A 25,904-nucleotide genomic window follows, 5' to 3' on the forward strand; every position below is an offset into this window, starting at 1 on the left:
GGGCTGAGGATTCATAAGGCGGGAGGAAGTTATGAAATCATACGATGTGGTGGTCATAGGATCGGGAACGGCAGGGCAAACGGCTGCCTATGCTTTGGAGGAGCAAGGCTTCAAAGTCGCAGTCATTGAAAAAAGCCCTACGCCCGGGGGAACCTGCGCCCTGTATGGCTGCCAGGCGAAAAAATGGTTCTACGAGACCGCCGAGGCGGTTTCCAAAGCAAAACATCTGCAAGGCCTGGGAATCACGCAGCCTCCTGAATGGTCGTGGGAGGACGTCCTTGCCCAAAAAAACGCCTTTACATCCAAAATTCCGGACAACGCCGTCAACGGCCTGCAAGGGGTGGACATCGACTTCATCCCAGGAGAAGCCAGATTTCAGGACAAGGAAACCCTGGTGGTGAACGGGGGAACCGTCCACGCCAAATGGTTCATAATAGCCTCGGGCGCGGAGCCCATGCCTCTGCCCATTGACGGGGCCGAAAACATGATCACCAGCACGGATTTTCTGGGTCTGAAAGAACTGCCTGAGAAAATACTCTTTGTGGGCGGCGGCTTCATATCCTTTGAATGCGCCCATTTTTGCGCCGGGCTGGGGCCGAAAGACGGAACGGTCACAATTTTGGAAGCCGGACCAAGGCCTCTGGGGCCCTTTGATTCGGAAATGGTGGAGCTTCTGACGGAAGCCTCTCGGGACGCCGGCATAGACATTCGGACCGGCGTGAAAATCACTTCCATCGTCAAGCAGGGCGACGGATTCAAGGTGCTTACGGAAAACCAGGGGGATTTTCAAGCGGACCTGGTGGTTCACGGAGCAGGCCGCAGCCCGGATATATCGGGCCTGGACCTGGAAAAAGCCGGGGTGGAATTCGAGCGCAGGGGAATCAAGGTGGATGCGTCCATGCGGACTTCAAACCCCAGGATCTTCGCCGTGGGCGATTGCGCTGCAACCATCCAATTGGCCCGGGTGGCGGACAAGGAAGCCGCCGTGTGCGCAAACAATATCATTGCGGATAGAAAAGGCGCCGGCAAAGCCCAGGCCATGGTTTACGACACCGTGCCGTTTTTGTTGTTCACCTATCCCCAATACGGCATGGTGGGCAAGACGGAAGACGCCCTGAAAAAGGAGGGCCTAAAATATTACAAGAGCTTCGGCAAGCATGTCGGTTGGCCAACCTACAGGCGCGTGGGCATGAAGCACGCCGCCTATAAGATTTTGGTGGACGAAAACAATATGATCCTGGGCGCTCACATTTTATCGGATAACGCGTCCGGACTGTTGAACCTGCTGAGAACGGCCATGATGCACGGCGTTTCCGCCGAGGATTTGCATGCCGAAAGCCTCATGACCCCTTACCCCTCCCGGGAGAGCGATGTGGTGTATATGCTCAAGCCCCTGATTGAATAAAAAGGGGGCGGGAGAGTATTTTACAAAAAAAATGCCTCCGGAGGCGAACTGATTAAATGCTGCCTCCGGCGGCCAACTTTTGAAAAAGTTGGATCAAAACTTTTAAAATGGCGCTTCGCGTAAAAACCAGAGTGTTTATATATCCGGAGCCCCCAAAGCCCTGAATTGTTAAGGGATACTCCGCTATCGTAGGTTGGGTTGAGCTTGCGAAACCCAACAAATTGCAGCCGCGAAGCGGCATCCTATAAAGTCCCTTCCCCACTGGCGGGGGAAGGTCAGGATGGGGGGGATCGCCATTCCCGAATGTCCCTGTCGGGAATCCAGCGTCCCTGGCTTTTAAAAACAACAATGACACTGGGTCCCCGCCTGCGCGGGGATGACGGACTTAATCGGCCTGAATGGCGCCTTTGGCCTGCCCTTTGGCCTGCCCTTTTTCCTGCCTGTATTGGGCGCCGCTTGCTGCGCCCGCGTAGGGGCTGGGTCTCCCAACCCGCCTTTTCCAGGCGCCCTAATTGGTTTTTGAACAATACATTTTCAATATACTGAAAGCGAGGTATTTCCCATCACTATGAAAAGTTTCATAAAAAACAAGTTCTTCCTTATTCTTACCGTCTTCCTTTTGTTGGGACCGCTCTGTTCACTGCCCGCCCTGGCGGAAGATCCCTCTCCTGATTATTCCCAAAAGCAGAACTGGCTGGCGTTAGCCGGCGCCCCCAATAAAGAGGTGGACGTCTTTTGGGTCTACCCTACGGTTTATCAGGGCAGGCCCTTGGTGGCGGCCATTGATGACCCCCAAATGCGTGAAGCGGCCATGCGCACCCTCACAACCCAAGCCTCGGTTTTCGCGGATGCGGCCAATATTTTCGCCCCCATGTACCGCCAGGTTCAAATGGCAGTATTGAAAATGTCCGTGCAGGATCAGGAGAAATATCTGGACATAGGTTATAAAGACATTGAAAAGGCTTTTGACTATTATCTGAAAAACCTGAACCAAGGCAGGCCGCTTATTCTGGCCGGGCACAGCCAAGGGTCGGATCAATTGTCAAAGCTCATAAAAAAACGGCTCAACGACCCCGTTCTAAGAAGCAAGCTGGTGGCGGCCTATATCATAGGCTGGTCCATCACCAGGCAAGACCTTGAAAATCATCCTTATATGCAGATATGCGCTTCAGACCGAGACACGGGCTGCATTATCACCTATAACTGCGTGGCCGCCGGAAAACAGAAAGCAGCCCCCACAATTCTTCCAGGCGCGGTGGTGGTCAACCCGCTCAGTTGGAATCCGGACGGCGCGGCCATAGCGGCTGATCAAAACCTGGGCGCGGCTATCTTCGCCGACAATGGCAAAATGAACATGGAGCCCGGTTTCACAGGCGCCCAGGCAGTTGAGGGCGGGCTGGTGGTAAGCCCCAAGGACGCAAGCAATCTCACCAGCATGCCTTTTGGTCCGGGCGTCTATCACAACTATGATTATGCGCTGTTTTATCAAAACCTGAAGGTCAACCTGGAACACCGGATAAAAGCATATTTGTCCCGCGGCAAATAGGTGGATAATTCTTGGGATGTCTCCCAAACAGGGATAGAAAAAATACTACTCCCTGCGTGTGGACTTCTGGACGGTGGACTTCTGGGGACGTCTTTGCTTATTTGACTAACTGAAGTTGCGCATTGGTGCTGGACGGATTCCAAGGTTAGCTGCAGCATCAATTGCCGAAAAAAAAGGGGCGGGAGAAAATCTCCCGCCCCTATAATAACTCAAAAAACAAAAACTATCTTTTGACCACCAGGGCCACGGCCTCGCCGCCGCCCAGGCACAGGGAGGCGCAGCCGGTTTTGCTGTCGCGTTTGATCATTTCGTGAATCAGGGTGATCAAAACCCGGCAACCGCTGGCGCCGATGGGATGGCCCATGGCCACGCTGCCGCCGTTTACGTTGGTTTTTTCCGGGTCCAGGCCCAATTCCTTCATGACGCAGACCGTGGAGCCGGAGAACGCCTCGTTGATCTCGAACAGATCCACGTCCTCAATCTTGATGCCTTCTTTGTCCAAAGCCTTGGGCACGGCCCAGATGGGGGCCACCAGCACGTATTTCATGTCAATGCCGTAAGAAGCCTGGGCGCCGATTTCCGCCATGATTTCGCAGCCAAGCTCCTTGGCTTTTTCTTCGGACATGACAACCACGGCTGCCGCGCCGTCGCTAATGATGGAAGCGTTGCCCGCAGTGCCCAGTCCGTCCTTTTGAAAGGCAGGCTTCATTTTGGACAGGATTTCAAAGGAAGTTTCCTGGGGGCATTCGTCCGTATCGAAAATTTTGGGATCGCCCTTGCGCTGGGGGATGGGCACGGGCACAATTTCGTCCTTGAAACGGCCGGACTTGATGCTTTCCATGGCCCTGCGGTAGGTTTCCGCGGCGTATTTGTCCTGGTCTTCGCGGGTGACGTCGTATTTTTCACAGCAAAGTTCGTTGGAAATGCCCATATGGAAGTCGTTTACGATGTCCCACAGGCCGTCGTGGATCATGCTGTCTTCCAGCTTGCCCGGGCCCATGCGATATCCAAAGCGGGCTTTGGGCAGGTAATAGGGGGCGGCGCTCATATTTTCCATGCCGCCTGCAACCACCACGTCGGCGTCGCCCAGGGCGATGGCCTGAGCGGCCAGCATAACCGCTTTAAGAGCGGAGCCGCACACCTTGTTGATGGTGAAGCATTCCGCCGCCCAGGGCATGCCGGCCTTGACGGCCGCTTGCTTGGCCGGGTTCTGGCCGTATCCCAAAGGAAGCACCTGCCCCATAATGACTTCGTTGACCACTTCCTTGTCGATCTTGGCTCTTTTAATGGCTTCTTCTATAACGATTGCGCCCAGGTCCGTAGCGCCGATATTGGCAAGGCTTCCGTTGAACGCGCCCAACGGGGTTCGCGCTGCACTTACGATGACTGCTTTTTTCATGAGTAGTCTCCCAATGATTAAGTTAAATTCCAACCGGATAAGGTTCGGCCGGAAGGGCTTTTTCCTATGGCAGGCGGCCTAAAAGCACCTGCTCCAACACCCGAGCCTGAGACGCCCGGGAATAATTGTCTATCACATACTGCCTGAGTTTTTCACCCATGGCTTTGCGGGTTTCAAAACCCAGGGCGTCCATTTCCCTGATTGCCCGGACCATGTCCTCCGGGTTTTCCGGAGTATAGCACACTCCGCCGTTCACGGCCTGCACAAGGTCTTTGGACTCCCCTTCCATACCCAGTAAGACGGGGACTTGGCAAGCCCATGAGTCATACATTTTTACCGGTTTCATACTTTTGAACACATCCAGGGCCTTTGATGTCACTGCAGCGGCATCGCAAGCTGAGAAGATGGGGGGCATTTCCGGCCTGGGCTTATATCCCAGAAAATGCAGGTTTTTCAGTTTGAGCTCCTTGGCCCGGTCCCGCAGTTCCTTTTCCACAGGCCCGGTCCCTACCATGAGGAATTGATACCTGGGCTCGTCTTCCATCAATTTGGCGGCGTTCAATATGGTGTGCAGGTCCTGGGCCACGCCCATATTGCCGGCGTGCAGAACAATAAAGCTGTCCTCCATGCCCAGATTTTTCCGGACCTGATCCCTTCCCTCCTGGGTCCAGTAAAAACTCTCCACCGTGGCGCCGTTGGGAATGACAATCATCTTTTCCGGGGGCACGTTGCGCTTTAAAAGCATGTCGCGGACCGTCTCCGTGACCACCACGACTTTCTCCGCGTTGCGGTAGCATGTCTCCTCGAGCAGGGTGGCCATTTTGATTGCCATGCCCGACTGGACAAGACCCAACTCCACCGCGGCCTGGGGCCATGGATCGCGCACCTCGAAATACATGGGTATTTTTTTTGCCCATTTGAGAATTACGGCCGCTCCGCCCACGAACAAAGGCGGCGAAGTGGCGTATATGCAATCATACTTTTTGCGGCACGCCAGAAGCCCGGCCAGGGCGGCCGTGAACATATAGGTCAGGTAAAAGATGATGCGCTTTTTAAAGCTCTTTTCCCTGAAAGCAGCCACCTTTACGTACCGGACGTCAATGCCTTCCAATTCGTCCTTTTTATACCAAACGTTTTTGAACTCCGGATGGATGACTCCCTCAGGATGGTTGGGTACATTGGCGATGACCGTAACTTCGTGGCCCTGCTTGACCAGGCGGCTGGCCATTTCAAATGACCTGACCTGGGTGGCCCCGTTCTCAGGCGGGAAATACTGGCTTAAATATAATATCCGCATGTCGGTTCTCCAGGGCGCGCACTTGAAGATCAGGAATCGTCAGGCCGCTTTTTGATGTTTTCCACAAGTCTTTCAATGTCCCTTGCCCGGGCCGGAACACCGGCCTGCTTCCACATTTCCGCGGAACGCATGAACAAGGAAATGGCGTATTGCTTGTTGCGCGTCAAATGGGCGCTTCTTTCCAGTGAATAGGCTGCTTTTTTATAATCTTTCAACTGCTCGTAAACGCCGGCTGCCACCATCCAATTCATGGCCTTGCGCCCTTGCTTTTTCAAGGCCTCTTCAATGCATTCGGCGGCTTTTTCAAAATCCCCCATGATGCCGTACAGCTTGGCTGCTTCACGCCACATATCCGGACGAGGATCTTCCGAGTCCAAGGCTCTTTCAATGGTCGGAACAACCTTTTCGCGCTGATTTGTTTGCAGATAAAATGCCGCGGAGGCCAGGATCACAGCCTTTTTATCGGGATGTTCCTTTTCAATCTTATCAAAAAGGTTTTGTCCCAGGGAAATGTCATTTTCCTTTTTGCAAATAAAAACGAGCTGTTTCATAAAGTCAGCGTTCATGGGCTCAACCACGAAGCCTTTTTCCAGGGCTTCCACGGCTTTTTGGGGCTTGCGGGCGTTGATGAAAACCCCCGCCAGCTTGATTAGTCCCTCGGCGCTGTCCGGGCGGACCGTCAACGCCTTTTCCATGAGGGCTGCAACTTCGTCCAATCCCTTTTGGCACTCGGGCGAGGGCTGGATGTCTCTGCCCTGATGGAGCGTCATGGCGCTTCTTAGGGCGGGGCCGCACGTTTTAGCCAATTGGTTCATGCGGACGTCGGCCATAAGCAGGTACGTGGGCAGTTTTCTGTCATCCAGTTCCAGCGAGCGTTCCAGGTATTCCCTGGCGCTGTCCAGGTCGCGCAGGGTCTGATAATAAAACCGGGCGATTTCTGTTTCATAATAGGAATTGGTGGAGGCCATGCTTCTGGCCATATTGTACCAATCCGCCGCCAATGCCGCTTTATCCGGGTCCAGCTTTCTGGTTTTATCCGGATGCGCCCATTGGGCGTACAGCCTCGCCAGGTTCATGGCGTTTTGCGGATCGCTGGGATTGATGGAGAAGCAATTAACCAGCGCCCATTTGCCCATTTCCCTGACCTCTTCCCGGTTGAGTTCGGGCAACTCCCTGATCTTCAAGGAATCGAAATCGGGCTCGCCGTCCTTGAAAAAAGACCCCGTGGTTGGAGTGTGCTGAGCCAGAATCGCAGCGTCGGAGGCCAGATCCGTGTGGTTGGATGTCAGGAATGAGGCCTCCTTGACAGCGCCAAGGGAATGCGCCACGCCGATTAAACGCAGAAATCGCTCCGACCCCATTTTCGTGTTCAGGGGCGGGGAAGCGCCGCCGGATCCCCATTGCTGGGCCCGGGCGGCATATACGTCGGCGATGACGGGCCGCACGCAAACGTACATGACAGCCGCCGCCGTAATGACAGTGACGGCTAAGGCGGTGACAATGGCGCGAGGCGGAACCAGGACCTTGGGAGCGTCCTCATCCTTTTTCTGCATCAACAGCCAGCCCAGAATAAAGGCGATGCCGAGCATCCATAAATACTGAATCCAGATGCGCGAGGCCACCCAATGGGTTTGGTTGACAACTTCCTGAAGAACCCGGCCCGGATCTCCGGTCAGGGGAATGACGCCCTTCATCAGGCTGGAAGAATGAAGAATGATGACCAGGATGGCGGAAAGCGCCGTCAGCCCGCCCGCTCCAATGAGCAGAGGCGGCCACTCGCCCCACTTGAGCTTGTCGGGATTCTCCCGGCTCCCGCAAAAAATCAGAACGAAAAAAACAATCAACGGCAAAATCATCAGCCCGCCGAATACCATGCTTTTTTGCTCGTTGTATTCGACGGGGTTGGTCTTGACCGAACGCAGCAGGCCCATGCCGGGCACTGCGTCGAATTCGGGCATTTTAAGCACAGGGCCTGAACGGGTTTGCTGGACGATGGACCATTGGTGCCCCAAAAACGAATAGGCTATGAGCGAGATAACCACCCCGCATAAAACGGCAAGCACCAGCATATTTCTGGGCGCGGCGGCGGCAGGCTTGGGCTCCTGGCTGCTTTGCCGCCCTTTGCTGTTTTTCGGCTGAGGCGCCGGCTCCTCCGCTGGCGCCAACGGCTTGCGCATGCTTAGCCGGCGCACGGCGATAGCGACCATCAATCCGGAAAAGGTCCAGAACAACATGGCCGTGGAGGAAAAGGGGAAGGACACGGCGATTTCCGTAATGTGGGAAACCAAGGCGCAAAACAGGCCGACGGCGGTCCAGGCCAAGGGGTTGGCCATGTCCGGCTTTTTACTTGTGCGGCCCTTGGTAAAAGCGCAATACGCCAACACTCCGGTCAGGACCCCTACATGGGCGCCTACGCAGGCGTAAGCGGTCTCCGATTCCAACCTGGCGATGTGGCCGCCTCCCATTCCTAACATTTTGGCGAGCAAAACAAGCAGATCGTACCCGAAAAACAGAAAAATCGTGGTTCCAAGCACGCCGCCTGAAACAAAAAACAAGGCGAACTTCCGCCGCTGTTTTTTGACCATGGAATATCCGGCGGCGGACAACCCATGAACCATAATAGCGCCCAGCAGCCATAAATACGCGGCCAGGCCGAACACGCCCGTGGCGGCCAGGCGGCTCATCATGTCGTTATGCGCCCTGTCCGCGGTTTCGGAGGGCGGCAGCTTTTTAAGCAGGCGCAACGGATAGCGCTGGCGAAAGGCGGTTCCCACGGTTTCCTGTCCAAACCCGAAAACAGGCCGCAAATAGCCGAAAGGAATCTTTTTCGCTTCCCGGTTTTCTATGGAGGAAACCTCTAACAGGGGCTGGGACGAGAAGAAAATGTCGATGTAGCCTTCCCAGACGGCCACACGGGTTTCCATGGAGCCTTGCCGGCGCACCGTTTGCCAGACGTTGCTTTCCTCCGCCTCCGGCTCTTCGTTGTCCTGCACAATCTGGGGATGCTCCAGAGTGACAAAGTGAATGCCATGGGAGCAAAAGCCGACGCCCAAGGCCAATAAAATACAGAGAATCGCCAGATTGATTAAGGACGACTTACTTTCTTTGGCGCTGAAAAACAATCCTGCGCAGCCTATGACCGCCGCAATCGGCCAGATCAGATAGGTTGCCGCGAACACGGCGCTTTTGTCGGCCAAAAATTTCATCATAAGGGCCATAAACATGCCCACGCCTACGCCAACCAAGAGGCAGGACGCCAGCTTTAAGACGTCTTTCGCCCAGACTTTGATTCCCGGTCCTCTTAACGTCCGCGCCCAGATAACCGCGAAAAAAATCAATCCGGCCATGAGGCCCAGGATCGGACCGCGGCTTTTTGAATGAAACGTGGAAAGCAGTTGAAGGGAAGCGATCATGGAGTATATGGAAGCCTTCCACAAACCAGCGTTGGATTCCTCCTCTTCCCGAAGGCTGGCGAAAATCCGCGCCAGGGTCGGAAAAAAGACCATTACCTCAAAGGCCCCCAAGAAGACGGCGTTGCCAAGGGTCGATACGCATCGGACGCCCACGTTTCCTTTCCAGGGCATGGGGTCCGGGCCGTAGTGCTGGGCCAGGGCGTATAATGAAATGGGCAGGCTGGTGAAGATCAGCACCGTGACCACCCTTTCCACCTGAAGGTGCGACCTGAAAAAGGCGATGATGACCAAAAAGACGCCGATGAGGGATAATTGGGAAATCAGGCCTTCATGCCTGAAAATCTCCCCCCAGAAGCTTAGGGTGTGGCCAATGGAAAACACACAGGAAAGAATCAGAGCCAGGGTATACAAGAAGACCGGCCGCATCAGCCCTTTCGGAGCCCCCAGGGACCTCTTTCGGGCTTTGCCCCTGTCCGCCATATAGACCATCCACAGGCCGGCCAGGACGAAGGCTCCCGCCCTGAACATGGCGTATTTGTGGTTTTCAAAAATATGCTGGGACAGCACGTTAAAATGAAGGGGGACCGCCATCGCCATCACAAGGACAAGGGCTTCCATGGCCCCTGCGCAAAAACGGCCTAAGGCCGAAAGTTGCGGGGCGGAGTCGGGGGCGTCGCTTGAAGCAGTTAAGCCGGACATAGTTCCTCTTTGTTTTCTGTGTGCAGCCAATAGGATTAAGAACTTACCATAGTATTCAAAGATACGGAGCAAAATCAAGGGCTATCATGGCCGGAGACAGGGTCTTGTATACTCCCGCAGACCCCGGGAGGCAACTGGGAAAGCAATTCTTCGGCTTCCCCGGCGACTGGGTCGAATTCCTTGGCGTTTTCCAGCATGCGGACCGCCATAAGGTAGTCTTCAGCTCTTATGGCGGCTTTGCCCGCCGCAATCCAGGCCGGGCCGGGAGCCCGGCTCAGCTTTGCGGCTTGCTCAAAGGATTCTGCGGCCTTTGAAAACTCGCCCAGGTCCAGCAAGGCGTTGCCTTTGGTCGTTAAAAGAGAGGCCGAGGGGTGCATGTTGGACGTAACCTCCATCCATGCCAGGTTTTTTTCCGGGTTGTCTATCACCTCGCCGGAGCGGGAAATGACATGCAAAGACAGCCCCCCCATCCATAAGGTGCACAAAACCAATACAACCGGGGCGGCCAGCTTCCCCGCCTGATGGATTTCCGGCGCCGCGCCAATCAGGCTGTCCACGAAATAAAGGGCCAGAAAGACCGCTGCAAACTGCACAGGGGCCAGATATCGGTCTGCGGTGGGGTCCAGCCAGGTGGTCAGGTAGCTGTACAGCAAAAATCCTGTGCAGACCAGGACCGTAACGGCCATGGTTTTAGCCAGGGTCCATTCTTTTTCGGCCGAATCGGAAAATCGTTTGAACAAGAACAGGAACGCAAACAATGCTGCTGCGCAAATTAGCAAACGAAACGCCGGCGGAACAGCCTGGGGCATAATGAATCCGGTAAGGGATCTGGACAAAATTTCAATAATTTCCACAAAACCGTATGGGTTGGTTCCGCGCGGCCCTGCAAGGCTGCCGGTCTGCAAAAAATTACGAAGGAGCCAGGCCCCCAAAGGAAGCGAGGCGATCAGCCCGAATGCTCCGGCGCGTTTCACCACGGATTTCCAGTGCAGTTCGCGGGAGCTTAACAAGATAATCAGTCCGCCGCACAGGATGAGCGACACCCCGTAATACCGGGTCAGAGCGGCCATGCCTGTAATAAATCCCGTCCAGGCGGCCTGGCTGTATGTCTGCGTTTTTGTATAAGCATGAATGCTCATGACAAAAAAGACGGTTAACAAGGTGTATAAGGGCTCGGAAAGGACCATCATGGAGGTTTTTAAGAGAGGCTCAAAAAGGAGGACCGTCACCGCCCCTGTAAAAACCAGGTACGGAAATTTTAAATCTTTGGCGAACAGGCGATGGACGAAGTAAATAATCAGGCCAAAGCAGGCGGCGTTAAAAAAGCGGAAGACGTCCATCACATCCAAACCCAACAACCCCAATCCGGCGAGAAGAATTGGGAAGAGGGGAGGCCACCTGACATACAAACCCCAGCCTGTATGAAATCCTTCGCCGTCCAGCAAATGCCTGGCGCACTCCACATACGAAGTGGAGTCCGGGCTCATGCCCGGGCCGTAATCGGCGGTTCCCGCAAGCACGCCGGCGACGCCTATCAGCGCCAAAGCCAGCCCTGTATACCATTTGTTGAAGATTGTCATAAATAAAGCCTTATTCCGTGCGGGGCAGATTACCCGAAAAAAGCATGGCATGCAATGATCCTGTTGACCAAAGGGCGCTTCGCATGAGGAAATATGGGGACTTGCCTGTCATTGCCGCTTGATCAGGCAGGGGGCCTGTTGTCATCCGGCAAGAAAATACGCGACGTGCATCAGGCCGCAAAGGGTTCTAATCCATTGTTAATATGTTTGATTTGCCCCCTCCCCCTTGCGCCCGGCGCAAGAGGCCTTATGTTTTACTCAATGCAGCGGCGACGCCGCAAAACAGTCTACAACCACCGCAGTAACGGAGACCCCATGAGCACCAAAAATGAAAAGCAACCCCAACCCGAAGATGTGGAGCGCGAATTGTCGGATTTTTTGTCTCAGCGTTTCGGGGATAAGGTAAAAATAATTTCCCCCCTGGCCTTGCCGGAAACCGAAGGCGAGGACGTGGACAATCCCCCCAAGGAAGGCTCCAAGCTCAATTTCAACCTCAAACCTGAAGAATTAATCTCTTACCTGGATCAGTATATTGTCAAGCAGGATAGGGCCAAGGCCGTCCTCTCCACCAAAATCTGCACCCATTACAACAGGGTGCGGCGGGCCATGGAATCAGACAAAAAAGGCCCGGATCTTATTGGCAGCATTAAGAATAACGTGCTGTTGCTTGGCCCCACCGGCGTGGGCAAGACTTACTTGATCAAGCTCATCGCCAAAAAAATCGGAGTGCCTTTCGTCAAGGGCGACGCCACCAAGTTTTCCGAGACCGGATACGTGGGCGGCGACGTGGAGGATCTGGTCCGCGACCTGGTTCGGGAAGCTGACGACGACGTGGAACTGGCCCAGTACGGCATCATTTATATAGACGAGATCGACAAGATCGCCGCTGCACACAACATGATGGGCGCGGACGTCTCGCGCACGGGCGTGCAAAGGGCTTTGCTCAAGCCCATGGAGGAAACCGAGGTGGAACTGAAAGTTCCGCACGATCCGGTTTCCATGATTCAGGAATTGGAGCGGTTCCGCAGGACCGGGCAGCGCGATGCATCCCGCATTAACACCAAGAACATTCTGTTCATCATGAGCGGCGCGTTTGGGGACCTGGGCGAGATCATCAAAAAAAGGATGAACGAAAAAGGCATGGGATTCTCGGCCAAGATCTCCAGCCAGAAGGAGGATTTCAAGTACCTCCGCCACGTGAAGTCCGAAGACCTTATCAAGTACGGGTTTGAATCGGAATTCGTAGGCCGCCTTCCTGTCATTACGGTCCTGGAAACCCTGGCGGCCGAGGATCTTTATACGATTTTACGAAATCCCAACAATCCCTTGATCATCGGCAAAAAGCTGGATTTCGGCGCTTACGGTATAGACATCCGGTTTACGGACAACGCCTTGAAAGCCCTGGCGCAAAAAGCATACGAGCAACGGACGGGCGCCCGCGGCTTGGTCAGCGCCATTGAAAACGCCCTGCTTGTGTTTGAAAAGCGCCTGCCCTCCACGGATATCAAGGAGTTCTCCGTGACCGAAGAAGTGGTCCGGAACCCGGAAAAAGCCCTGGAGGAAAGACTTGCCCTGCGGGGCGACCCCAAATGGGCCGAGCTTTTCAGGCGGGTGGCCAATGAAGAAAAGAACGCCGTTTTCGAGTACATCAGCAATAACAAATCCAGCCTGTCGGAGCGGTACAGCCTGAAGCTGACGCCGTCCCGGATCGATCTGATAGCGGCTTTTTATTGCCACGCCCCCACGGACATCAAGAACGTTTTGGAGCAGATTTCCAGGGATTATAACCGCACCAAAAAGCTGGAACTGCGTTTTTTCCAGGAGCAGGGAATTAACATAACCCTGGACGACGACGCCGTGGATTATGTGATTTACAACTACAGCCAGGTTAAAACCGGGGTGGACGGTTTCTTCCCGCGGCTGGTTTCGGATTTTGAACACGGCCTTAAGCTGGCCAGGGAAAAGACGGGCAGAGACCATTTTCTGCTGGGACGGGACGCTATCGCCAATCCCGAGCCTTTCCTGGCTGATCTGATCAGGCGGTCTTTAACTCCCTCCCTGCCAGGGGAGCCTGGGGAAGCCGATCCCGCCTCTTAAAGCGGAAACGGTTTGACAGCCCCGCGCAAGGCAATCTTTGCCCTTGGCAAGTCACCCATTCGTGAGTTATTGTATAATTTTACCGGCCGGGACGGCGCAGCCGCTCCGGCCGGCCAATAAATTTGTGGAGAATCAATACGTCATGATAGGAATTTCCAAATTATATTGCGGGACTGTAGAGCCTTCGGACACCCTGCGCTACGCAAGGCACAGCGGCAAACTGCCTTCCCATCTGCTTCAATTTTCCATTGATAAAAAACCCGTGGTCGTCTGGAACGCCACCCGCCGTTGCAATTTGAAGTGCGTGCATTGTTACGCCCATGCAACCGCCGGCAAGGCGCCCGTGGAAATGACCACCGAACAGGGCAAAGAGCTTATTAAGGATCTGGCCGAATTCGGCAGCCCGGTTATGCTGTTTTCCGGCGGCGAGCCCCTGATGCGGGAGGACCTGCCCGAGCTGGCCGATTTCGCGGTGCAAAACGGCATGCGCGCGGTCATCTCCACCAACGGCACCCTGATTACCAGGGAAATGGCCCAGACCCTGAAAGCGGTGGGCCTCTCCTATGTGGGCGTCAGCCTGGACGGCATGGAAGCGGTGCACGATAAGTTCCGGGGCGTGAAAGGCGCTTTTAAACAAGCCCTGGAAGGCATTGAAAACGCCCGGAACGCAGGCATCAAGGTAGGTCTTAGGTTTACCATCAACAAGGCCAACACCTCGGAAATTCCTGCTATATTCGACCTGCTGGAAGAGCGGCAAATCCCCAGGATCTGCTTTTATCATCTGGTCTACTCGGGCCGCGGCTCCAAAATGGTCGAGGAAGACCTGAGCCTGGATCAAACCCGCCAGGTGGTGGACCTCATCATGGACCGCACCAAAAGCCTGCACGACAGGGGCAAGCCCACCGAAGTTCTGACCGTGGACAACCACGCGGACGGGCCTTACGTGTACCTGCGTATGCTCAAGGAAGACGAAAAGCGGGCCGCCGAGGTTCTGGAACTGCTTGAGATGAACGAAGGCAACAACTCGGGCCGGGGAATCGGCTGCGTAAGCTGGGACGGCCAGGTGCATGCAGATCAATTCTGGCGGCACCATACTTTCGGCAATGTGCTGGAAAAACCGTTCTCCCAAATATGGACCGATCCCGAGGACGAGTTCCTGCAAAAGCTGAAAAAGAAAAAAGAATACGTTACGGGACGTTGCGCAAAATGCAAGTGGCTGGACATCTGCGCAGGCAATTTCCGCGTTCGCGCCGAAGCAGTTTATGACGACGTGTGGGCGCCGGACCCGGCCTGCTACCTGACGGACGAGGAAATCGGCATCGCCTGATTTGCCCCGGCGGACTGACATAAAAAACAAGTTGCATTCAAGCAAGCGGACGAGCCTTGAGGCGTTCAAAAAACAAAGACGCTGGGTTCCCGCTTGCGGGCGTTCCTGAAAAAGCGGATCGCCCTTGCGGGAATGACGGTCTTTCAAGGCAAGCGCGAAATGAGCCGTTGCTCTCCGTCATCCCCGTGGAGGGGGCGGCGGGATGGTTGCGGCAGTATGCAATCATCATGACGCAATCCCGGAAACGGGGACCCAGCGTCGTTTTGGAATAGGCGCCGGTAAAGATGGAAAAGCCGGAAAATGAATAATATAAAGGAGAAATCATGCTTTTTCCTGACTACAGGGGACGCAGGGTGCGGGCCAGTGAAGGCCTCAGACGCATGGTGCGCGAAACGCGCCTGACAACCGACAACCTTATATATCCATTGTTCGCCGTATCCGGCAAGAACGTGGCCGAGCCCATCGACGCCCTGCCCGGGGTGTATCATTACTCCGTGGACAACATGGTCAAAGCCTCCAAAGAGGCTTTTGACGCGGGCATTCCGGCGGTGATTGTGTTCGGCATTCCCGATAAAAAGGACCCCCTGGGCACTCAGGCCTACGCCAAAAACGGCATCGTGCAAAAGGCCGTGTCGGAAATCAAGAACAAGGTTCCGGAGCTGGTTGTCATTACGGACGTCTGCCTGTGCCAATACACGGACCACGGCCATTGCGGCGTGGTGGAGAAAGGCGTGATCGACAACGATTCCTCCCTGGACCTGCTGGCGCGGACCGCCCTTTCCCATGTGAAGGCCGGCGCCGACATGGTCGCTCCGTCCGACATGATGGACGGCAGGGTGGCGGAAATCCGCGGCCTTTTGGACGAGGAAGGCTTTTACGAAACGCCCATCATGAGCTATGCGGCCAAGTATTGCTCCTCGTTTTACGGGCCTTTCCGCGAAGCCGCCCATTCCGCGCCCAAGTTCGGAGACCGCCGCACCTATCAGATGGACCCGGCCAACATCCGGGAAGCCATCCGGGAAGTCACCATGGATGTGGAGGAAGGCGCGGACATCATCATGGTCAAGCCCGCCCTGCCTTACCTGGACGTCATCTCCCAGGTGGCCAACGAGATAGACCTGCCCATCGCGGCCTACAACGTAAGCGGCGAGTATTCCATGATCAAGGCGGCTGCAAAAATGGGCTGGCTGGACGGAACCAAGGCCATGATGGAGGCTCTTACGTCCATCAGAAGGGCCGGGGCCGACATGATTTTGACTTATTTCGCCATGGAAGCAGCGGAGGTTTTGAATAAAGGATGAACCATCCCCACGGAAAAGGCCAGGGGCATCCCCACGGCCACGGACATGGACAACCCGCCAAGGACGGCATGCCCGCCCCCCCGCGTTTGGTGGCCTGGGAAATCACCCGGAATTGCAACCTTTCCTGCGTCCACTGCAGGGCGGCGGCCGAAAAAGGCCCTTACCCCGGAGAATTGGACACCCAGGCTTGCTTTAACCTGCTGGACGGCATCGCCGAAGTGGGCCAGCCCATTGTAATCCTTACGGGCGGCGAGCCTTTGCTTCGGCCGGACATCTTTGAAGTGGCCAAATACGGCACGGAAAAAGGCCTGAAAATGGTCATGGCCCCCAACGGAACCCTGGTCAACGACGAAAACGCCAAAAAAATGGCCGAGGCCGGCATCAGCCGCATCAGCATCAGCCTGGACGGCGCCACCAAGGAAATCCATGACAAATTCCGGGGCGTGGACGGCGCCTTTGACGCCGCCCTCCGGGGCATTGAGTGCGCCAAACGCGCGGGAATCGATTTTCAGGTCAACACCACCATCACCCAGCAGAACCTGGATCAGATACAGGAAATCCAGCAACTGGCCGTGGATCTGGGCGCCGTGGCGCACCACATCTTTTTGCTCGTGCCCACGGGCCGGGGCAAATACATCCTGGATCAGGAAATCAACGCCGAAGAATACGAAACCACGTTGAACTGGTTTTACGATCAACGCAATAAAACCCCGCTTCAGCTTAAGGCCACCTGCGCGCCCCATTATTACCGGATTTTGCGCCAGCGCGCCAAAGAGGACGGGGAGACCGTCACCTTTCAGACCCACGGCCTGGACGCCGTCACCCGGGGATGCCTGGCCGGAACGGGTTTTTGCTTTATTTCCCACACGGGCATTGTGCAGCCCTGCGGCTTTCTGGCCGTGGAGTGCGGGGACATCACCAAGGCGAGCTTCGCCGAGGTTTGGAAAAATTCCCAGGTTTTTAAAGATTTGCGCGACTTTGACAAATTAAAGGGCAAGTGCGGTGAGTGCCAATACCGCAAGGTTTGCGGCGGATGCCGGGCCAGGGCCTATGAGGCCACCGGCGACTATATGGCGCCCGAACCTTTGTGCAGCTACGATCCGACCGGCGCCGGATAATCAGCCAAGGAGAAAAAACAGATGCGGATTGAATCCCTGATGGTCAAGAACCCTTTGTGCGTGGACGTCAACGCCTCCATTTCAGAGGCCATCAAACTGATGCAGGGGAATTCCATCCGGCATCTGCCCGTCGTGGAAAAGGGGGGCGTGCTGCGCGGCTTCGTCACCCTTTCCGACCTTAAGCAAGGCTTGATCCCTTCCATGGTCGGGGACCTCTCCCTGACCGATCTCATGATTAAAAACCCCATCACGGTCAAGCCGGACGAAGACGTGGAAGATGCAGCGCAAATAATCTATCGCAAGAAGATCGGCGGCCTTCCCGTGGTGGACGATAACAATCGCCTCCTGGGCATCATTACGGTCACGGACATCCTCCGGGCATTCGTCGAGATAATGGGCATCCTCACCCACAGCGTGCGCCTGGACGTCAGGGTGGGGGACGAGCCCGACGCCTTCGCCAAGGTTTCCAATATTATCCAGCAAAGCGGCGGGCACGTTATCAGCGTGGGCCTGGCGCCGCACCGCACGCAGGAAAACATTTATTATTTCCGCCTGTCAGCCAACGGCGAGGACGCCATCCGCCAAGCCCTGGAAAACGCCGGGTACGAAGTCCTGGGCGTGTGGCAGTAAAAGATTTTATTTAAAATTATGATTGATCTACGAAACTGTTCATTCGAGGATTGGCTGGATTTTATCTTTTCCCACTATGACCAGTTAATGGATTGGTATTTTGAGGAAAAGTGGATGTGGCGGTGTGACTCAAAGACATTAGTCAACCATATGATCCAATTATTTTCCAAGCCCAAAATTCTTTTCGACTACTATAACTGGATGGAAATAGAGAGCGGCTTTTGGTTTCTTCCAAGTCCTTACGGTTTCATGGGAGCGCTGTTAGACCCGCAGGTCAAAAGGGAGAAAAGAGAACTGTGCATTGTATTGATGAAGAATCTATTTACCGATGTTTTTTCCCAATATGAGAACGGCTCGGCGGGATACATGTGGTGGGAGTCTTTGATAATCTATACCATTTATAGCAACGTTACTATTGATAGGTCAGATGTGTTCGAAACCCTGGTTTCGATAATCAATGAAGTTTTCAAAATGGAAGATAAAGGGGCGAAAGCTAGTGCGGAGCATGGAATCCAACACCTGAAAGAATTGGCGAATCCATAAATGCATGACGCCGCCCGCCCGGCATCTCGTTCCCATGCTTTGCGTGGGAATGCATACGGAACTATTTGAAATTAGTTATGTTGTTGTACGTTGATTTTGATTCCGCAACCTGTTTAAAATTCGTTAAAACTAAAAATCAATAATAATACCAAATGGTCTTGTAATCGTTCAAATTCTCCCCCCAGGCCTTTAATTTTTGCAGGTAGTCGTAGATGGAGACGTCCGTGTACACGTAGGTATCCGCCAGGGAGAGCTTTTTCTCCCAGGGATGGAACTCGTAGACTCTGCGGCCGTTGGGGAGGATGGACAACACGCTGTGATGCTGCATGGCCGTAATGTCGTTTTTACCCAGGCCGGGCACGTTAAAGACCACGCCGTCTGTGCGTACGGTTCCGGGCATGAGGCGGGCTTCTTCGGCGCGCTCCTGGAGGAGCCGGGCCAGGGGCACACGGTAATCCTCGGTTTCTTCCTTGCCCTTGGTATTGAAGGTGTAATAGGGCGACACGCCGATAAGCGACAACTTGTGGCGCAGGACCGCCGCCTCGAATTTACGGGAATTGAAGGTGGTGAACACCATCTGGTTTTTCACGGACATGCCCAGGCGGCGGATTTTTTGCACGGCCTCCATGGCGTTGGGCGTAATTTCGTAAGGATGCTCAAAATGGGTGATCACCGTGATTTCCCGTTTGCCCGGCTCGTGAAAGTGCCCGATGTCCCGGGCCAGGGATTCGGTGATCCGCTGGGGCAGGGTCACGGGAGTGCGGGTTCCTATGCGGATTCTTTCAATATGCTTGATGCTGGACAGCCGGTACAACAGGTTTTCGATCCGGGAATTGGACAGCAGAAGAGGGTCTCCGCCGGTCACCAGAACCTCGCGGATTTCCGGGGTGTCCGCGATCCACTGGATGGCCCGTTCCAATTTTTTCTGGGACAGGGCTGCGGTCTGGGAATACACGTCCTCGATCTCCCAGTTGCGTTGGCAATACACGCAAATCTGCGGGCATGTGAGGATGGGTTTTAAAATCACGATCATGGGGTAACGCCGGGTGATCCCCTCGATGGGCGAGGTGTCGTTTTCCAGCATGAAATCCATGGATGCCTCGGAGCGCTGCCTGGCTTCCCACAATTTTTCGATGTAATTCAACGGCGGGATGACCTGGGCGCGCACGGCGTAATCCCGCTTCCGGTCCTCCTTTTCGTCCATGAGGGATGCGTAATAGGGCGTGATTCCGAAGGGAATCCGACGCTCCCGGGCCAGGGCGATGGCCTGTTTTTCCTCGTCAGTCAGTTGGACCAGGTCGCCCAGGATTTTTTCGTCCCGAATAATATGCTTGACGTGCCACTTCCAATCGTCCCATTCAAAACCGGTGGCGTTGAAATATTCCAGGATGCGCTGTTTGTTGCGGTATCGCCTGCGGACGGCGTCTTCATCCAGGCCGCATGGATAATGCTCCATAAACTCTTCGGCCTTGGCGGCCATGCGGGAAAGGTCAGCGGAGCGCAGCTTGGCCGCGCGCTCTCCGGAGTATTTTATGAAGCTCGGGGCTTTCTCCTTATAGATTCCCGCTTTGCCTGCCACGCCTCTGAAAAGCGCCTCTACTTCCGCATAAAAGCCCTTTTGAGGCTTGGGCTTAACTTGTTCCGGCCTGTGGATCAAGTCGTCCAAGTATCCTAAGAAACTGAACCCGGAAAGGCGTTCGCTGCGGGCCGAAATGAGCGACTTAAAGGTTTTTACAGCGTCTGTGACCAAAATCCACTCCAAGGGAGGGAGTTGCCGGTCGTCTTCAAAGGCGGAAATGAGCATTTGGCTCAAATATCCTCTGATATAGTCCTTCTTATTTTCCAGTGAATCTGTTGACAGTAGAATGGTTTTTAGTTCCGGTGATATGTCGAGAATGCGTTCCAATCTTTTGTTGCTCATGGTCCCACCTCTTTCGGCCGCCCCCATGGCGGCTTTCCCCGTCTCCAGGCAGACGGTATTGTCAGAAACTGATATTAGTTAGACTCAATAGATACTATACCAGGGGGCGAATTGCAACTTGCCCGAAGCCTGAGAGAGCCGCCGGAAAAAAATGGGCCTTGTGCAAGAACCAGGGAAACGGTATAGTTCGCTCGGGTTAAAATCCATACATCAGGAGAGAAAAAATGGGCCTGTTATCATCTTCCGCAGCAGTGACCAGATATCTGGTCAACGGCAAGTTAGAAGACCCGGTTTTGGAAGCCATCAGGAACGGGTTGGAAAAGCGTACAATCATGGAGGCCGGCTCCGAATCTCAGGAAAAAGCCGTGGGCTGGACCAGCCTGGAGCGGCCGTATCTGCCGGATTTGTCGGGATCTTCCTTTGTGGTGGGGCCGCACATTGTGTTCAGTCTGCGCATTGACAAAAAGACCCTGCCCTCCAAGGTGGTCAAAATGCAGTGCACTATTGACATGGAAAGGCGCAAGGCCGAAACCGGCCGGGATTTCTTGTCCAAGGAGGAAAAAAAGCAGATCCGCGAACACGTGGAGCTGGTGCTTTACTCCCGCATACCGGCCACGCCCAACGTCTATGACATCTTGTGGAACGTGGAGGAGAACATGCTTTGGCTCTTTTCCACCCAAGGCGCGGTCAAGGAGGAGTTGGAAGCCCTCTTCTTCGAGAGCTTCGGAGTCTCCCTGATCCCCCTGTTCCCGTTCACCGAAGCGGAGCTGACCTGCGGCCTCGGTGAATCGGACCTGGACCGGCTTTCCACCGTATCCCCTGCATTATTTGTGGAGTGATCTATGATAGACGTAACAGTTTCTTTTAAAAGATATTCCTTTTTGGGCCTGGAGTTTTTGACCTGGCTTTGGTGGGCCACGGAAGAAGATCCCGAGCAGATCGCCAAAGCCGCAGGCGAGCCCGCGGTCCTGTACGTAGGCAACCGGATCGTCCTGGAAAAACGCCAGCGCGAAGACGTGGAGCGGGTGACCATCAAGGGCGACGCAGCCCAGATGGACGAAGGCGTGCTGGCGTTGAAAAAAGGCGCCCAGGTTAAGGACGTCAATCTGGTCATGGAAATCGGGGACCAGAAATGGACCTTTAATCTAAACGGCGAGACCATGGCCTTCAGCACGCTCAAGACCCCGCCCACGGCGCCGGTGCGCGTGGTGGACGAAATGGAAGGGGCTATCATCGAAAAAGCCGCGCTTTTGGAAAAGCCCATAAACGTGATCCATAATATTTTCAGTCATTTTATAAAAATACGCATTTCCGAAGGGTGGCGGGAAGAGTTATTGAAAGTGCGTAAATGGATTACGGAATTCCAATCCTGACGCTTTTGCTTTTTTAAGGCCTTAAGTTTTACTGAACCATATTTCCAAGAAAATTTGCTATGAACACCAAGATTACCCGGATGCTGGGAATCCAATATCCCATCGTCCTATCCGGCATGACCGGAATCAGCACCCCGGAGCTTGTGGCCGCCGTATGCAACGCCGGCGGCCTGGGCATCCTGGCCACGGGAGACTTGAGCCCGGACAGCCTTCGCGAGTCGATCCGCAAAATCCGCGAACTGACGAACAAACCCTTTGGCGCAAACGTGCCCCTGCTTATTCCCGGTACGGACGAAAAGGCTCATGTGCTGTTTGAGGAAAAGGTCCCCGTGGTGAACTACTCCCTGGGAAAGGGGGACTGGATTTGCCAAAAGGTCCATGAATACGGCGGCAAAGCCATTGCCACGGTGGTGAACCTCCGGCACGCCCAGGCGGCGGAGCGGGACGGCGCCGACGCGCTGATCGTCACCGGTCATGAGGCCGCAGCCCACGGGGGCGAAGCCGCCTCCCTGGTGCTGGTTCCCAGCATCGCCGACTCGGTTAGCATTCCGGTTATCGCGGCCGGGGGATTCGGCGACGGACGAGGCCTTGCAGCCGCCCTGGCCCTGGGCGCCGACGCCATCGCCATGGGCACCCGGTTTATGAACACCCTGGAAAGCCCGGTGCATAGCGCGGTCAAAGAGGTTTCCTGCGTTAAAACCGTGCACGACACCCTGTACTCCGACAAGGTGGACGGCATCCCATGCCGGGTCATGCAATCCAAAGGGGCGACGCGCTTGATCAAAGGCCGGTTTATCCTTATCCGGGCTTTGTGGACTTCCCGTGCGGCGGCCAAATCCTACGGCCTCCCCTGGCTCAAGCTGGCCGCCGGCATCCTGCTTTTGGCCGTTGCCAAGGGAATCGGCAAAGCAGTGGCCCTGGCCCGATTGGCCAACGCCTGGGGCCCCATGCAGCAGGGCATGGAATACGGCGATACGGAAAACGGCGTGCTGATGCTCGGCCAGGTGACCGGCCTGATAGAAGACACTCCCGCCGTTGCGCAATTGATGGAGCGCATCGTTTCCCAGGCTCGGGAGTGCTCCGCAGCCCTGGCGGAGAAGGTTTGATTATCGGTTTTAATTACCGGAGCCGCTTTTTTTGACGGGGCCTTTCAGGCGGGGCGCCGTTTGGAATCAGGGTTTTTTCTGCTCTTCCATCATTTTTTCATATAATTCAGGCAAGTGCTTTTTCATGCATTTGTTGCATATGCTATGGCTGAATTGGGCGGAAGAGTGATCCCCAATATAGGTTTCAATTTTCTGCCAATATCCTTTGTCATTGCGGATATCCTTGCAATACGAGCAGATGGGCAGCAGGCCGCTCAACACCTTGACTTCCGCCAATGCCTGCTGCAATTCGGAAATCAAACTTTCCTTTTCCTTCTCCACCTTCCGCCGGTTTTCAATCTCTATTCGCAATTCCCTGTTCGCCTCTTGGAGCTCCTTCGTCCTTTTATCGACCTGTTCCTGCAAGACAAGGTTGCTCTCAAAAAGGGTGTAGGCGTTGCCTGAAGAGTTGATGCTTTTTTCAACCCGATCCATGAGCACTTTTTGGATGATTTCCTTTTTTTCGAGCGTGCGCTGCATGGCCTTGATTTGTTCTTCCAACTCTTCGATCCTACTCATCTTCCCCTCCGATGACTACGCCTACCAGGGTCTGGTTGACATGAACCGAATTGAATTGCTCGCCATAGGTGTTAAAGCCGACAAGGCGGATGTCTTTCATCAGCCTGGCAAATTGCCCGCCCAGCCCATTGTCCAGGATTTCAAGCCTTCTGAAGGCGCAATCAAAGGCAATGACCAATCGGGGATCGGGGATGATTTTAAGCAGCCGCCGGATTTCATTTTTTAGATTGGTTATAATGTCAAAACCTTTGGCCAAGGTCAAAACCAGCCCTGCGTCTATGGCGCAATGAAAGGACAGGCTTTTATCCGGGTTAACCGATTTAATGGACCGGACCTGCCAGCTGTCAGCTATGCGTATCATAACCGGATTTTGGGAAAACACGGCGGGGCCCAATTCGGAGGCGGGAATTCCCAATATCCTGGCGTATTCCTCGGCCGCAGGTTCTGCATTGATCTCGCAGACAACCCGTCTGGCCGGATCAGTCCTTGTGACAACCATTTTTTGGTCCGTGGGCTCCAAATGCTGGGTCTTGAAAACCGCAAAGGGCGCCGTGGTCTCGACAAGGATCAAGACGGCCGCATCGGACATAAATTCGCCGTCAATGCAAACCTTGGTTTCCTGAAGATTAAAACCGTCGGCGGCGGAGCCCCCGACAATGGAGACGGGCTGAAAAGCAGAGTGGATATACGAAATCACCTGCTCTTCCAAAAAAGACAGCCCGTCAATCAAAAGCATTCCGAACAGGTTCTTTGGGTCAAACTCATCTGAAAAAACAAGTTCATTTCTCATAGAATCAGCGATCTCGCGGGCGTCCTGAAGGGTAAAACCGCTGAGACGATGAATTCCGTAAGAGTGTATTTTTAAATGAGCGCCAGCGAAACTGACGGCGACTATTCCCCCTTCAACATAACCCTGAGAGGAAATTTCGCCGGCGGTGGTGCACCCCAGCAGCTTGCACGAAAAATTCTTTTTAAGCGCGGACCCAAGGCTGTCCGCGTCGTACTTTGGGGAGCAAAAAAACAGAACCGTATGCATTCCATGCTGCGCAATTTGATCAAAAAGATCCGCGGCAGCCTCGTTTTCATCCTTTAATAAGGTCACGCCGGTTTTAACGCCGTTGCGTCTGCTAGTAGCCATGGAAGTCCAACCTCAAACCATTTATTCCAAACCGCCAATTAGCCGGGGCGCCTTGCCCGGCGGCGCACAAAGACGCTTGGCATTTCAAGCAAATTAAGTGGTCTCCGTCCCTCAGGAACCTTCCACTCAACCCCTAAATATGCCAAAGCCCTTTATTTTGTGAAAGGAAATATTGTTGCGTGAGGCGCTTTCTTCCCTTTCTTGGGGCATTTATTCCGTCAAGTATCAGGCTCTTGAGAGAGAATAGTCATATTTGCCGGAACAATCTTCAGTCTCCGGCTATCCCTTTTTCGCGAAAACGCGGTGCAAGCCAGGGTTGGGCCGCCAAGGCGCTCGCATCTTTGATTCCGCTGCCCACGTAATGCCCCTTATGGATGAGGGGTTGACAATTCGGCCCCAAGCAACTATCCTTATGATGCAATGTGCATCAAAATCGAACATATTGCATCGAGACCTTTTTTTGCAAAAGGAGGCGGCCATGACCACAAAATCCCTGCGACTCGACGAAAACCTGGTGAATCAAGCTCAGCGCCACGCCAAGGTGGAGCATCGATCCATAAGCGGTCAGATGGAATATTGGGCGAAACTGGGAAAGGCTATCGCCTCAAAGATAAACGCCGCCGACGCTTACGCCGTGGCCCAGGGGGTGAAGGGAATCCGTTTGGAAACAACGCCAAGCCGACCCATTGACTCCGGCGAAGTGTTTGCCGAGCTTGAGGCTGATAGGGCCGGCGGCTTTTCGGACAAGCCCGTCACCTCCGCCCCCTTTTATTTTGAGGCCAGCGTCAGCCGTCCCGGCTATCTTGATAGGGTGGACGCCAAGACAGGCGAACGGCAGACAGGCAAGTTTGAAAACGGCAAGTTCGAGGCTCTCTGATGGTTGCCGCAAAGCAGCTATGGATTTTGACAGGCGGAAACGGCGCGGGCAAATCCACCTTTTATCATCACTACTTGGCCAAGCGCGGCCTGCCTTTTATCAACGCAGACCTGATAGCCAAAACAATCGACCCGGACGCCCCGGAAAAGTTGAGCTACGAGGCGGCGACGATTGCAGGCGATATCCGGGCGGACCTGATCGCCCAAGGCGTTTCCTTTTGCTTTGAAACCGTCTTCTCCCACCCATCCAAAATAGACTTCATCGCCACGGCCAAAGCCAGGGGGTACATGGTCATCCTGGTATACATCCATTTGTTCGACCCCAGCCTGAACGAGGCCCGCGTGCATCAGCGCGTCCTGGAAGGCGGGCATGATGTGCCTGCGGACAAAATCCGCACCCGCATCCCCAGAACCTTGGAGAACGTAAAAACAGCTCTGCCCTTGGTGGACGAAGCCTGGATTTTGGACAATTCCTCAGCAAGCAACCGATTCCTTCCCATATTCATTATGAAATCCGGCCGCTGTGAAATCAAAACCGACTCCCTGACCGGCTGGGCGTCATATTTGCTTTCTTGAG

At 54.6% G+C, this 25,904-nt stretch carries 20 protein-coding genes; 13 read left to right on the forward strand and 7 right to left on the reverse strand.

The annotated features are described in order from the left end of the window. The first annotated feature begins 31 nt into the window (after positions 1 to 31). Both G491_RS0116845 and G491_RS31235 read left to right on the forward strand, forming a co-directional pair. On the forward strand, positions 32 to 1,405 hold the full coding sequence (locus G491_RS0116845; protein ID WP_028315420.1) for a dihydrolipoyl dehydrogenase family protein: 1,374 nt from the start codon (positions 32 to 34) through the stop codon (positions 1,403 to 1,405). A gap of 568 nt (positions 1,406 to 1,973) precedes the next feature. Further along, positions 1,974 to 2,951 (forward strand): DUF3089 domain-containing protein, encoded by a 978-nt coding sequence (locus tag G491_RS31235; RefSeq protein ID WP_051327331.1) that lies wholly within the window; start codon positions 1,974 to 1,976, stop codon positions 2,949 to 2,951. A 223-nt stretch (positions 2,952 to 3,174) separates the two neighbouring features. On the opposite strand, the gene G491_RS0116860 is transcribed toward G491_RS31235, so the two are convergent. The 4 genes from G491_RS0116860 to G491_RS0116875 form a co-directional block, all read right to left on the reverse strand. Then, positions 3,175 to 4,350 (reverse strand): acetyl-CoA C-acetyltransferase, encoded by a 1,176-nt coding sequence (locus G491_RS0116860; RefSeq protein ID WP_028315422.1) that lies wholly within the window; start codon positions 4,348 to 4,350, stop codon positions 3,175 to 3,177. Between the two features lie 64 nt (positions 4,351 to 4,414). Beyond that, positions 4,415 to 5,647: a glycosyltransferase family 4 protein gene (locus G491_RS0116865; protein ID WP_028315423.1), complete on the reverse strand. Its 1,233-nt coding sequence runs from the start codon at positions 5,645 to 5,647 to the stop codon at positions 4,415 to 4,417. 29 nt (positions 5,648 to 5,676) lie between these two features. Then, on the reverse strand, positions 5,677 to 9,759 hold the full coding sequence (locus G491_RS0116870) for an O-antigen ligase family protein (protein WP_028315424.1): 4,083 nt from the start codon (positions 9,757 to 9,759) through the stop codon (positions 5,677 to 5,679). 74 nt (positions 9,760 to 9,833) lie between these two features. Continuing rightward, positions 9,834 to 11,339 carry a tetratricopeptide repeat protein gene (locus G491_RS0116875; protein WP_028315425.1) on the reverse strand — a complete coding sequence of 502 codons (1,506 nt, stop codon included), beginning with the start codon at positions 11,337 to 11,339 and terminating at the stop codon, positions 9,834 to 9,836. A 315-nt stretch (positions 11,340 to 11,654) separates the two neighbouring features. On the opposite strand from G491_RS0116875, the gene G491_RS31240 reads away from it, so the two are divergent. The 6 genes from G491_RS31240 to G491_RS0116910 all read left to right on the forward strand — a co-directional run bounded on the left by G491_RS31240 (position 11,655) and on the right by G491_RS0116910 (position 18,355). Beyond that, a complete protein-coding gene (locus G491_RS31240; protein ID WP_015948596.1) occupies positions 11,655 to 13,436 on the forward strand; it encodes an AAA family ATPase in 1,782 nt (593 codons plus the stop codon). A 142-nt stretch (positions 13,437 to 13,578) separates the two neighbouring features. Further along, positions 13,579 to 14,763: a 12,18-didecarboxysiroheme deacetylase gene (gene ahbC, locus G491_RS0116885; protein WP_015948595.1), complete on the forward strand. Its 1,185-nt coding sequence runs from the start codon at positions 13,579 to 13,581 to the stop codon at positions 14,761 to 14,763. A 323-nt stretch (positions 14,764 to 15,086) separates the two neighbouring features. Further along, positions 15,087 to 16,064: a porphobilinogen synthase gene (hemB, locus tag G491_RS0116895; protein WP_015948594.1), complete on the forward strand. Its 978-nt coding sequence runs from the start codon at positions 15,087 to 15,089 to the stop codon at positions 16,062 to 16,064. Continuing rightward, a complete protein-coding gene (gene ahbD, locus G491_RS0116900; protein ID WP_015948593.1) occupies positions 16,061 to 17,182 on the forward strand; it encodes a heme b synthase in 1,122 nt (373 codons plus the stop codon). The genes hemB and ahbD overlap by 4 nt, the downstream gene beginning before the upstream one ends. 21 nt (positions 17,183 to 17,203) lie before the next feature. Next, positions 17,204 to 17,812: a CBS domain-containing protein gene (locus G491_RS0116905; protein ID WP_028315427.1), complete on the forward strand. Its 609-nt coding sequence runs from the start codon at positions 17,204 to 17,206 to the stop codon at positions 17,810 to 17,812. Between the two features lie 18 nt (positions 17,813 to 17,830). Next, entirely contained in the window at positions 17,831 to 18,355 is a 525-nt protein-coding gene (locus G491_RS0116910) for a hypothetical protein (RefSeq protein ID WP_028315428.1), read from the forward strand. Positions 18,356 to 18,491: 136 nt separating this feature from the next. Here the strand turns inward: G491_RS0116910 and G491_RS0116915 are convergent, their stop codons facing one another. Then, the gene (locus G491_RS0116915; RefSeq protein WP_028315429.1) at positions 18,492 to 20,276 is read right to left on the reverse strand and encodes a KamA family radical SAM protein; all 1,785 of its coding nucleotides are present in this window, start codon (positions 20,274 to 20,276) and stop codon (positions 18,492 to 18,494) included. Between the two features lie 224 nt (positions 20,277 to 20,500). Here G491_RS0116915 and rdgC point away from each other — a divergent pair, with 224 nt between their 5' ends. From rdgC to G491_RS0116930, 3 genes are read left to right on the forward strand one after another with little or no spacing between them, the layout of a single operon-like run. After that, complete coding sequence (rdgC, locus tag G491_RS0116920; RefSeq protein ID WP_028315430.1) at positions 20,501 to 21,115, forward strand: recombination-associated protein RdgC; 615 nt, start codon at positions 20,501 to 20,503, stop codon at positions 21,113 to 21,115. A gap of 3 nt (positions 21,116 to 21,118) precedes the next feature. Continuing rightward, the gene (locus tag G491_RS0116925; RefSeq protein WP_028315431.1) at positions 21,119 to 21,649 is read left to right on the forward strand and encodes a hypothetical protein; all 531 of its coding nucleotides are present in this window, start codon (positions 21,119 to 21,121) and stop codon (positions 21,647 to 21,649) included. A 38-nt stretch (positions 21,650 to 21,687) separates the two neighbouring features. After that, complete coding sequence (locus G491_RS0116930) at positions 21,688 to 22,755, forward strand: NAD(P)H-dependent flavin oxidoreductase (protein WP_282705994.1); 1,068 nt, start codon at positions 21,688 to 21,690, stop codon at positions 22,753 to 22,755. 66 nt (positions 22,756 to 22,821) lie between these two features. Here the strand turns inward: G491_RS0116930 and G491_RS34115 are convergent, their stop codons facing one another. Continuing rightward, complete coding sequence (locus G491_RS34115) at positions 22,822 to 23,313, reverse strand: coiled-coil domain-containing protein (RefSeq protein WP_015948587.1); 492 nt, start codon at positions 23,311 to 23,313, stop codon at positions 22,822 to 22,824. Then, a complete protein-coding gene (locus G491_RS0116940) occupies positions 23,306 to 24,451 on the reverse strand; it encodes an FIST N-terminal domain-containing protein (RefSeq protein WP_051327332.1) in 1,146 nt (381 codons plus the stop codon). Before G491_RS0116940 ends, G491_RS34115 begins: the two co-directional genes overlap by 8 nt. A gap of 478 nt (positions 24,452 to 24,929) precedes the next feature. On the opposite strand from G491_RS0116940, the gene G491_RS0116945 reads away from it, so the two are divergent. Together G491_RS0116945 and G491_RS0116950 are read left to right on the forward strand one after the other, a co-directional pair. Beyond that, a complete protein-coding gene (locus tag G491_RS0116945) occupies positions 24,930 to 25,328 on the forward strand; it encodes a TA system antitoxin ParD family protein (RefSeq protein ID WP_028315434.1) in 399 nt (132 codons plus the stop codon). Further along, entirely contained in the window at positions 25,328 to 25,903 is a 576-nt protein-coding gene (locus G491_RS0116950; RefSeq protein ID WP_028315435.1) for an ATPase, read from the forward strand. The genes G491_RS0116945 and G491_RS0116950 overlap by 1 nt, the downstream gene beginning before the upstream one ends. Position 25,904: the final 1 nt, after the last annotated feature.

It is taken from the genome of Desulfatibacillum aliphaticivorans DSM 15576 (genome assembly GCF_000429905.1).
GTDB lineage: Bacteria > Desulfobacterota > Desulfobacteria > Desulfobacterales > Desulfatibacillaceae > Desulfatibacillum > Desulfatibacillum aliphaticivorans.

Bases quoted from the DNA above. Each gene is read 5' to 3' on its own strand.
- G491_RS0116925 (WP_028315431.1), top strand. From the start codon at position 21,119: ATGATAGACGTAACAGTTTCTTTTAAAAGATATTCCTTTTTGGGCCTG.
- rdgC (WP_028315430.1), top strand. From the start codon at position 20,501: ATGGGCCTGTTATCATCTTCCGCAGCAGTGACCAGATATCTGGTCAAC.
- G491_RS0116845 (WP_028315420.1), top strand. From the start codon at position 32: ATGAAATCATACGATGTGGTGGTCATAGGATCGGGAACGGCAGGGCAA.
- ahbC (WP_015948595.1), top strand. From the start codon at position 13,579: ATGATAGGAATTTCCAAATTATATTGCGGGACTGTAGAGCCTTCGGAC.
- G491_RS0116870 (WP_028315424.1), bottom strand. From the start codon at position 9,759: ATGTCCGGCTTAACTGCTTCAAGCGACGCCCCCGACTCCGCCCCGCAA.
- hemB (WP_015948594.1), top strand. From the start codon at position 15,087: ATGCTTTTTCCTGACTACAGGGGACGCAGGGTGCGGGCCAGTGAAGGC.
- G491_RS31240 (WP_015948596.1), top strand. From the start codon at position 11,655: ATGAGCACCAAAAATGAAAAGCAACCCCAACCCGAAGATGTGGAGCGC.
- G491_RS0116945 (WP_028315434.1), top strand. From the start codon at position 24,930: ATGACCACAAAATCCCTGCGACTCGACGAAAACCTGGTGAATCAAGCT.
- G491_RS0116950 (WP_028315435.1), top strand. From the start codon at position 25,328: ATGGTTGCCGCAAAGCAGCTATGGATTTTGACAGGCGGAAACGGCGCG.
- ahbD (WP_015948593.1), top strand. From the start codon at position 16,061: ATGAACCATCCCCACGGAAAAGGCCAGGGGCATCCCCACGGCCACGGA.
- G491_RS34115 (WP_015948587.1), bottom strand. From the start codon at position 23,313: ATGAGTAGGATCGAAGAGTTGGAAGAACAAATCAAGGCCATGCAGCGC.
- G491_RS0116905 (WP_028315427.1), top strand. From the start codon at position 17,204: ATGCGGATTGAATCCCTGATGGTCAAGAACCCTTTGTGCGTGGACGTC.
- G491_RS31235 (WP_051327331.1), top strand. From the start codon at position 1,974: ATGAAAAGTTTCATAAAAAACAAGTTCTTCCTTATTCTTACCGTCTTC.
- G491_RS0116910 (WP_028315428.1), top strand. From the start codon at position 17,831: ATGATTGATCTACGAAACTGTTCATTCGAGGATTGGCTGGATTTTATC.
- G491_RS0116865 (WP_028315423.1), bottom strand. From the start codon at position 5,647: ATGCGGATATTATATTTAAGCCAGTATTTCCCGCCTGAGAACGGGGCC.
- G491_RS0116860 (WP_028315422.1), bottom strand. From the start codon at position 4,350: ATGAAAAAAGCAGTCATCGTAAGTGCAGCGCGAACCCCGTTGGGCGCG.
- G491_RS0116915 (WP_028315429.1), bottom strand. From the start codon at position 20,276: ATGAGCAACAAAAGATTGGAACGCATTCTCGACATATCACCGGAACTA.
- G491_RS0116875 (WP_028315425.1), bottom strand. From the start codon at position 11,339: ATGACAATCTTCAACAAATGGTATACAGGGCTGGCTTTGGCGCTGATA.
- G491_RS0116940 (WP_051327332.1), bottom strand. From the start codon at position 24,451: ATGGCTACTAGCAGACGCAACGGCGTTAAAACCGGCGTGACCTTATTA.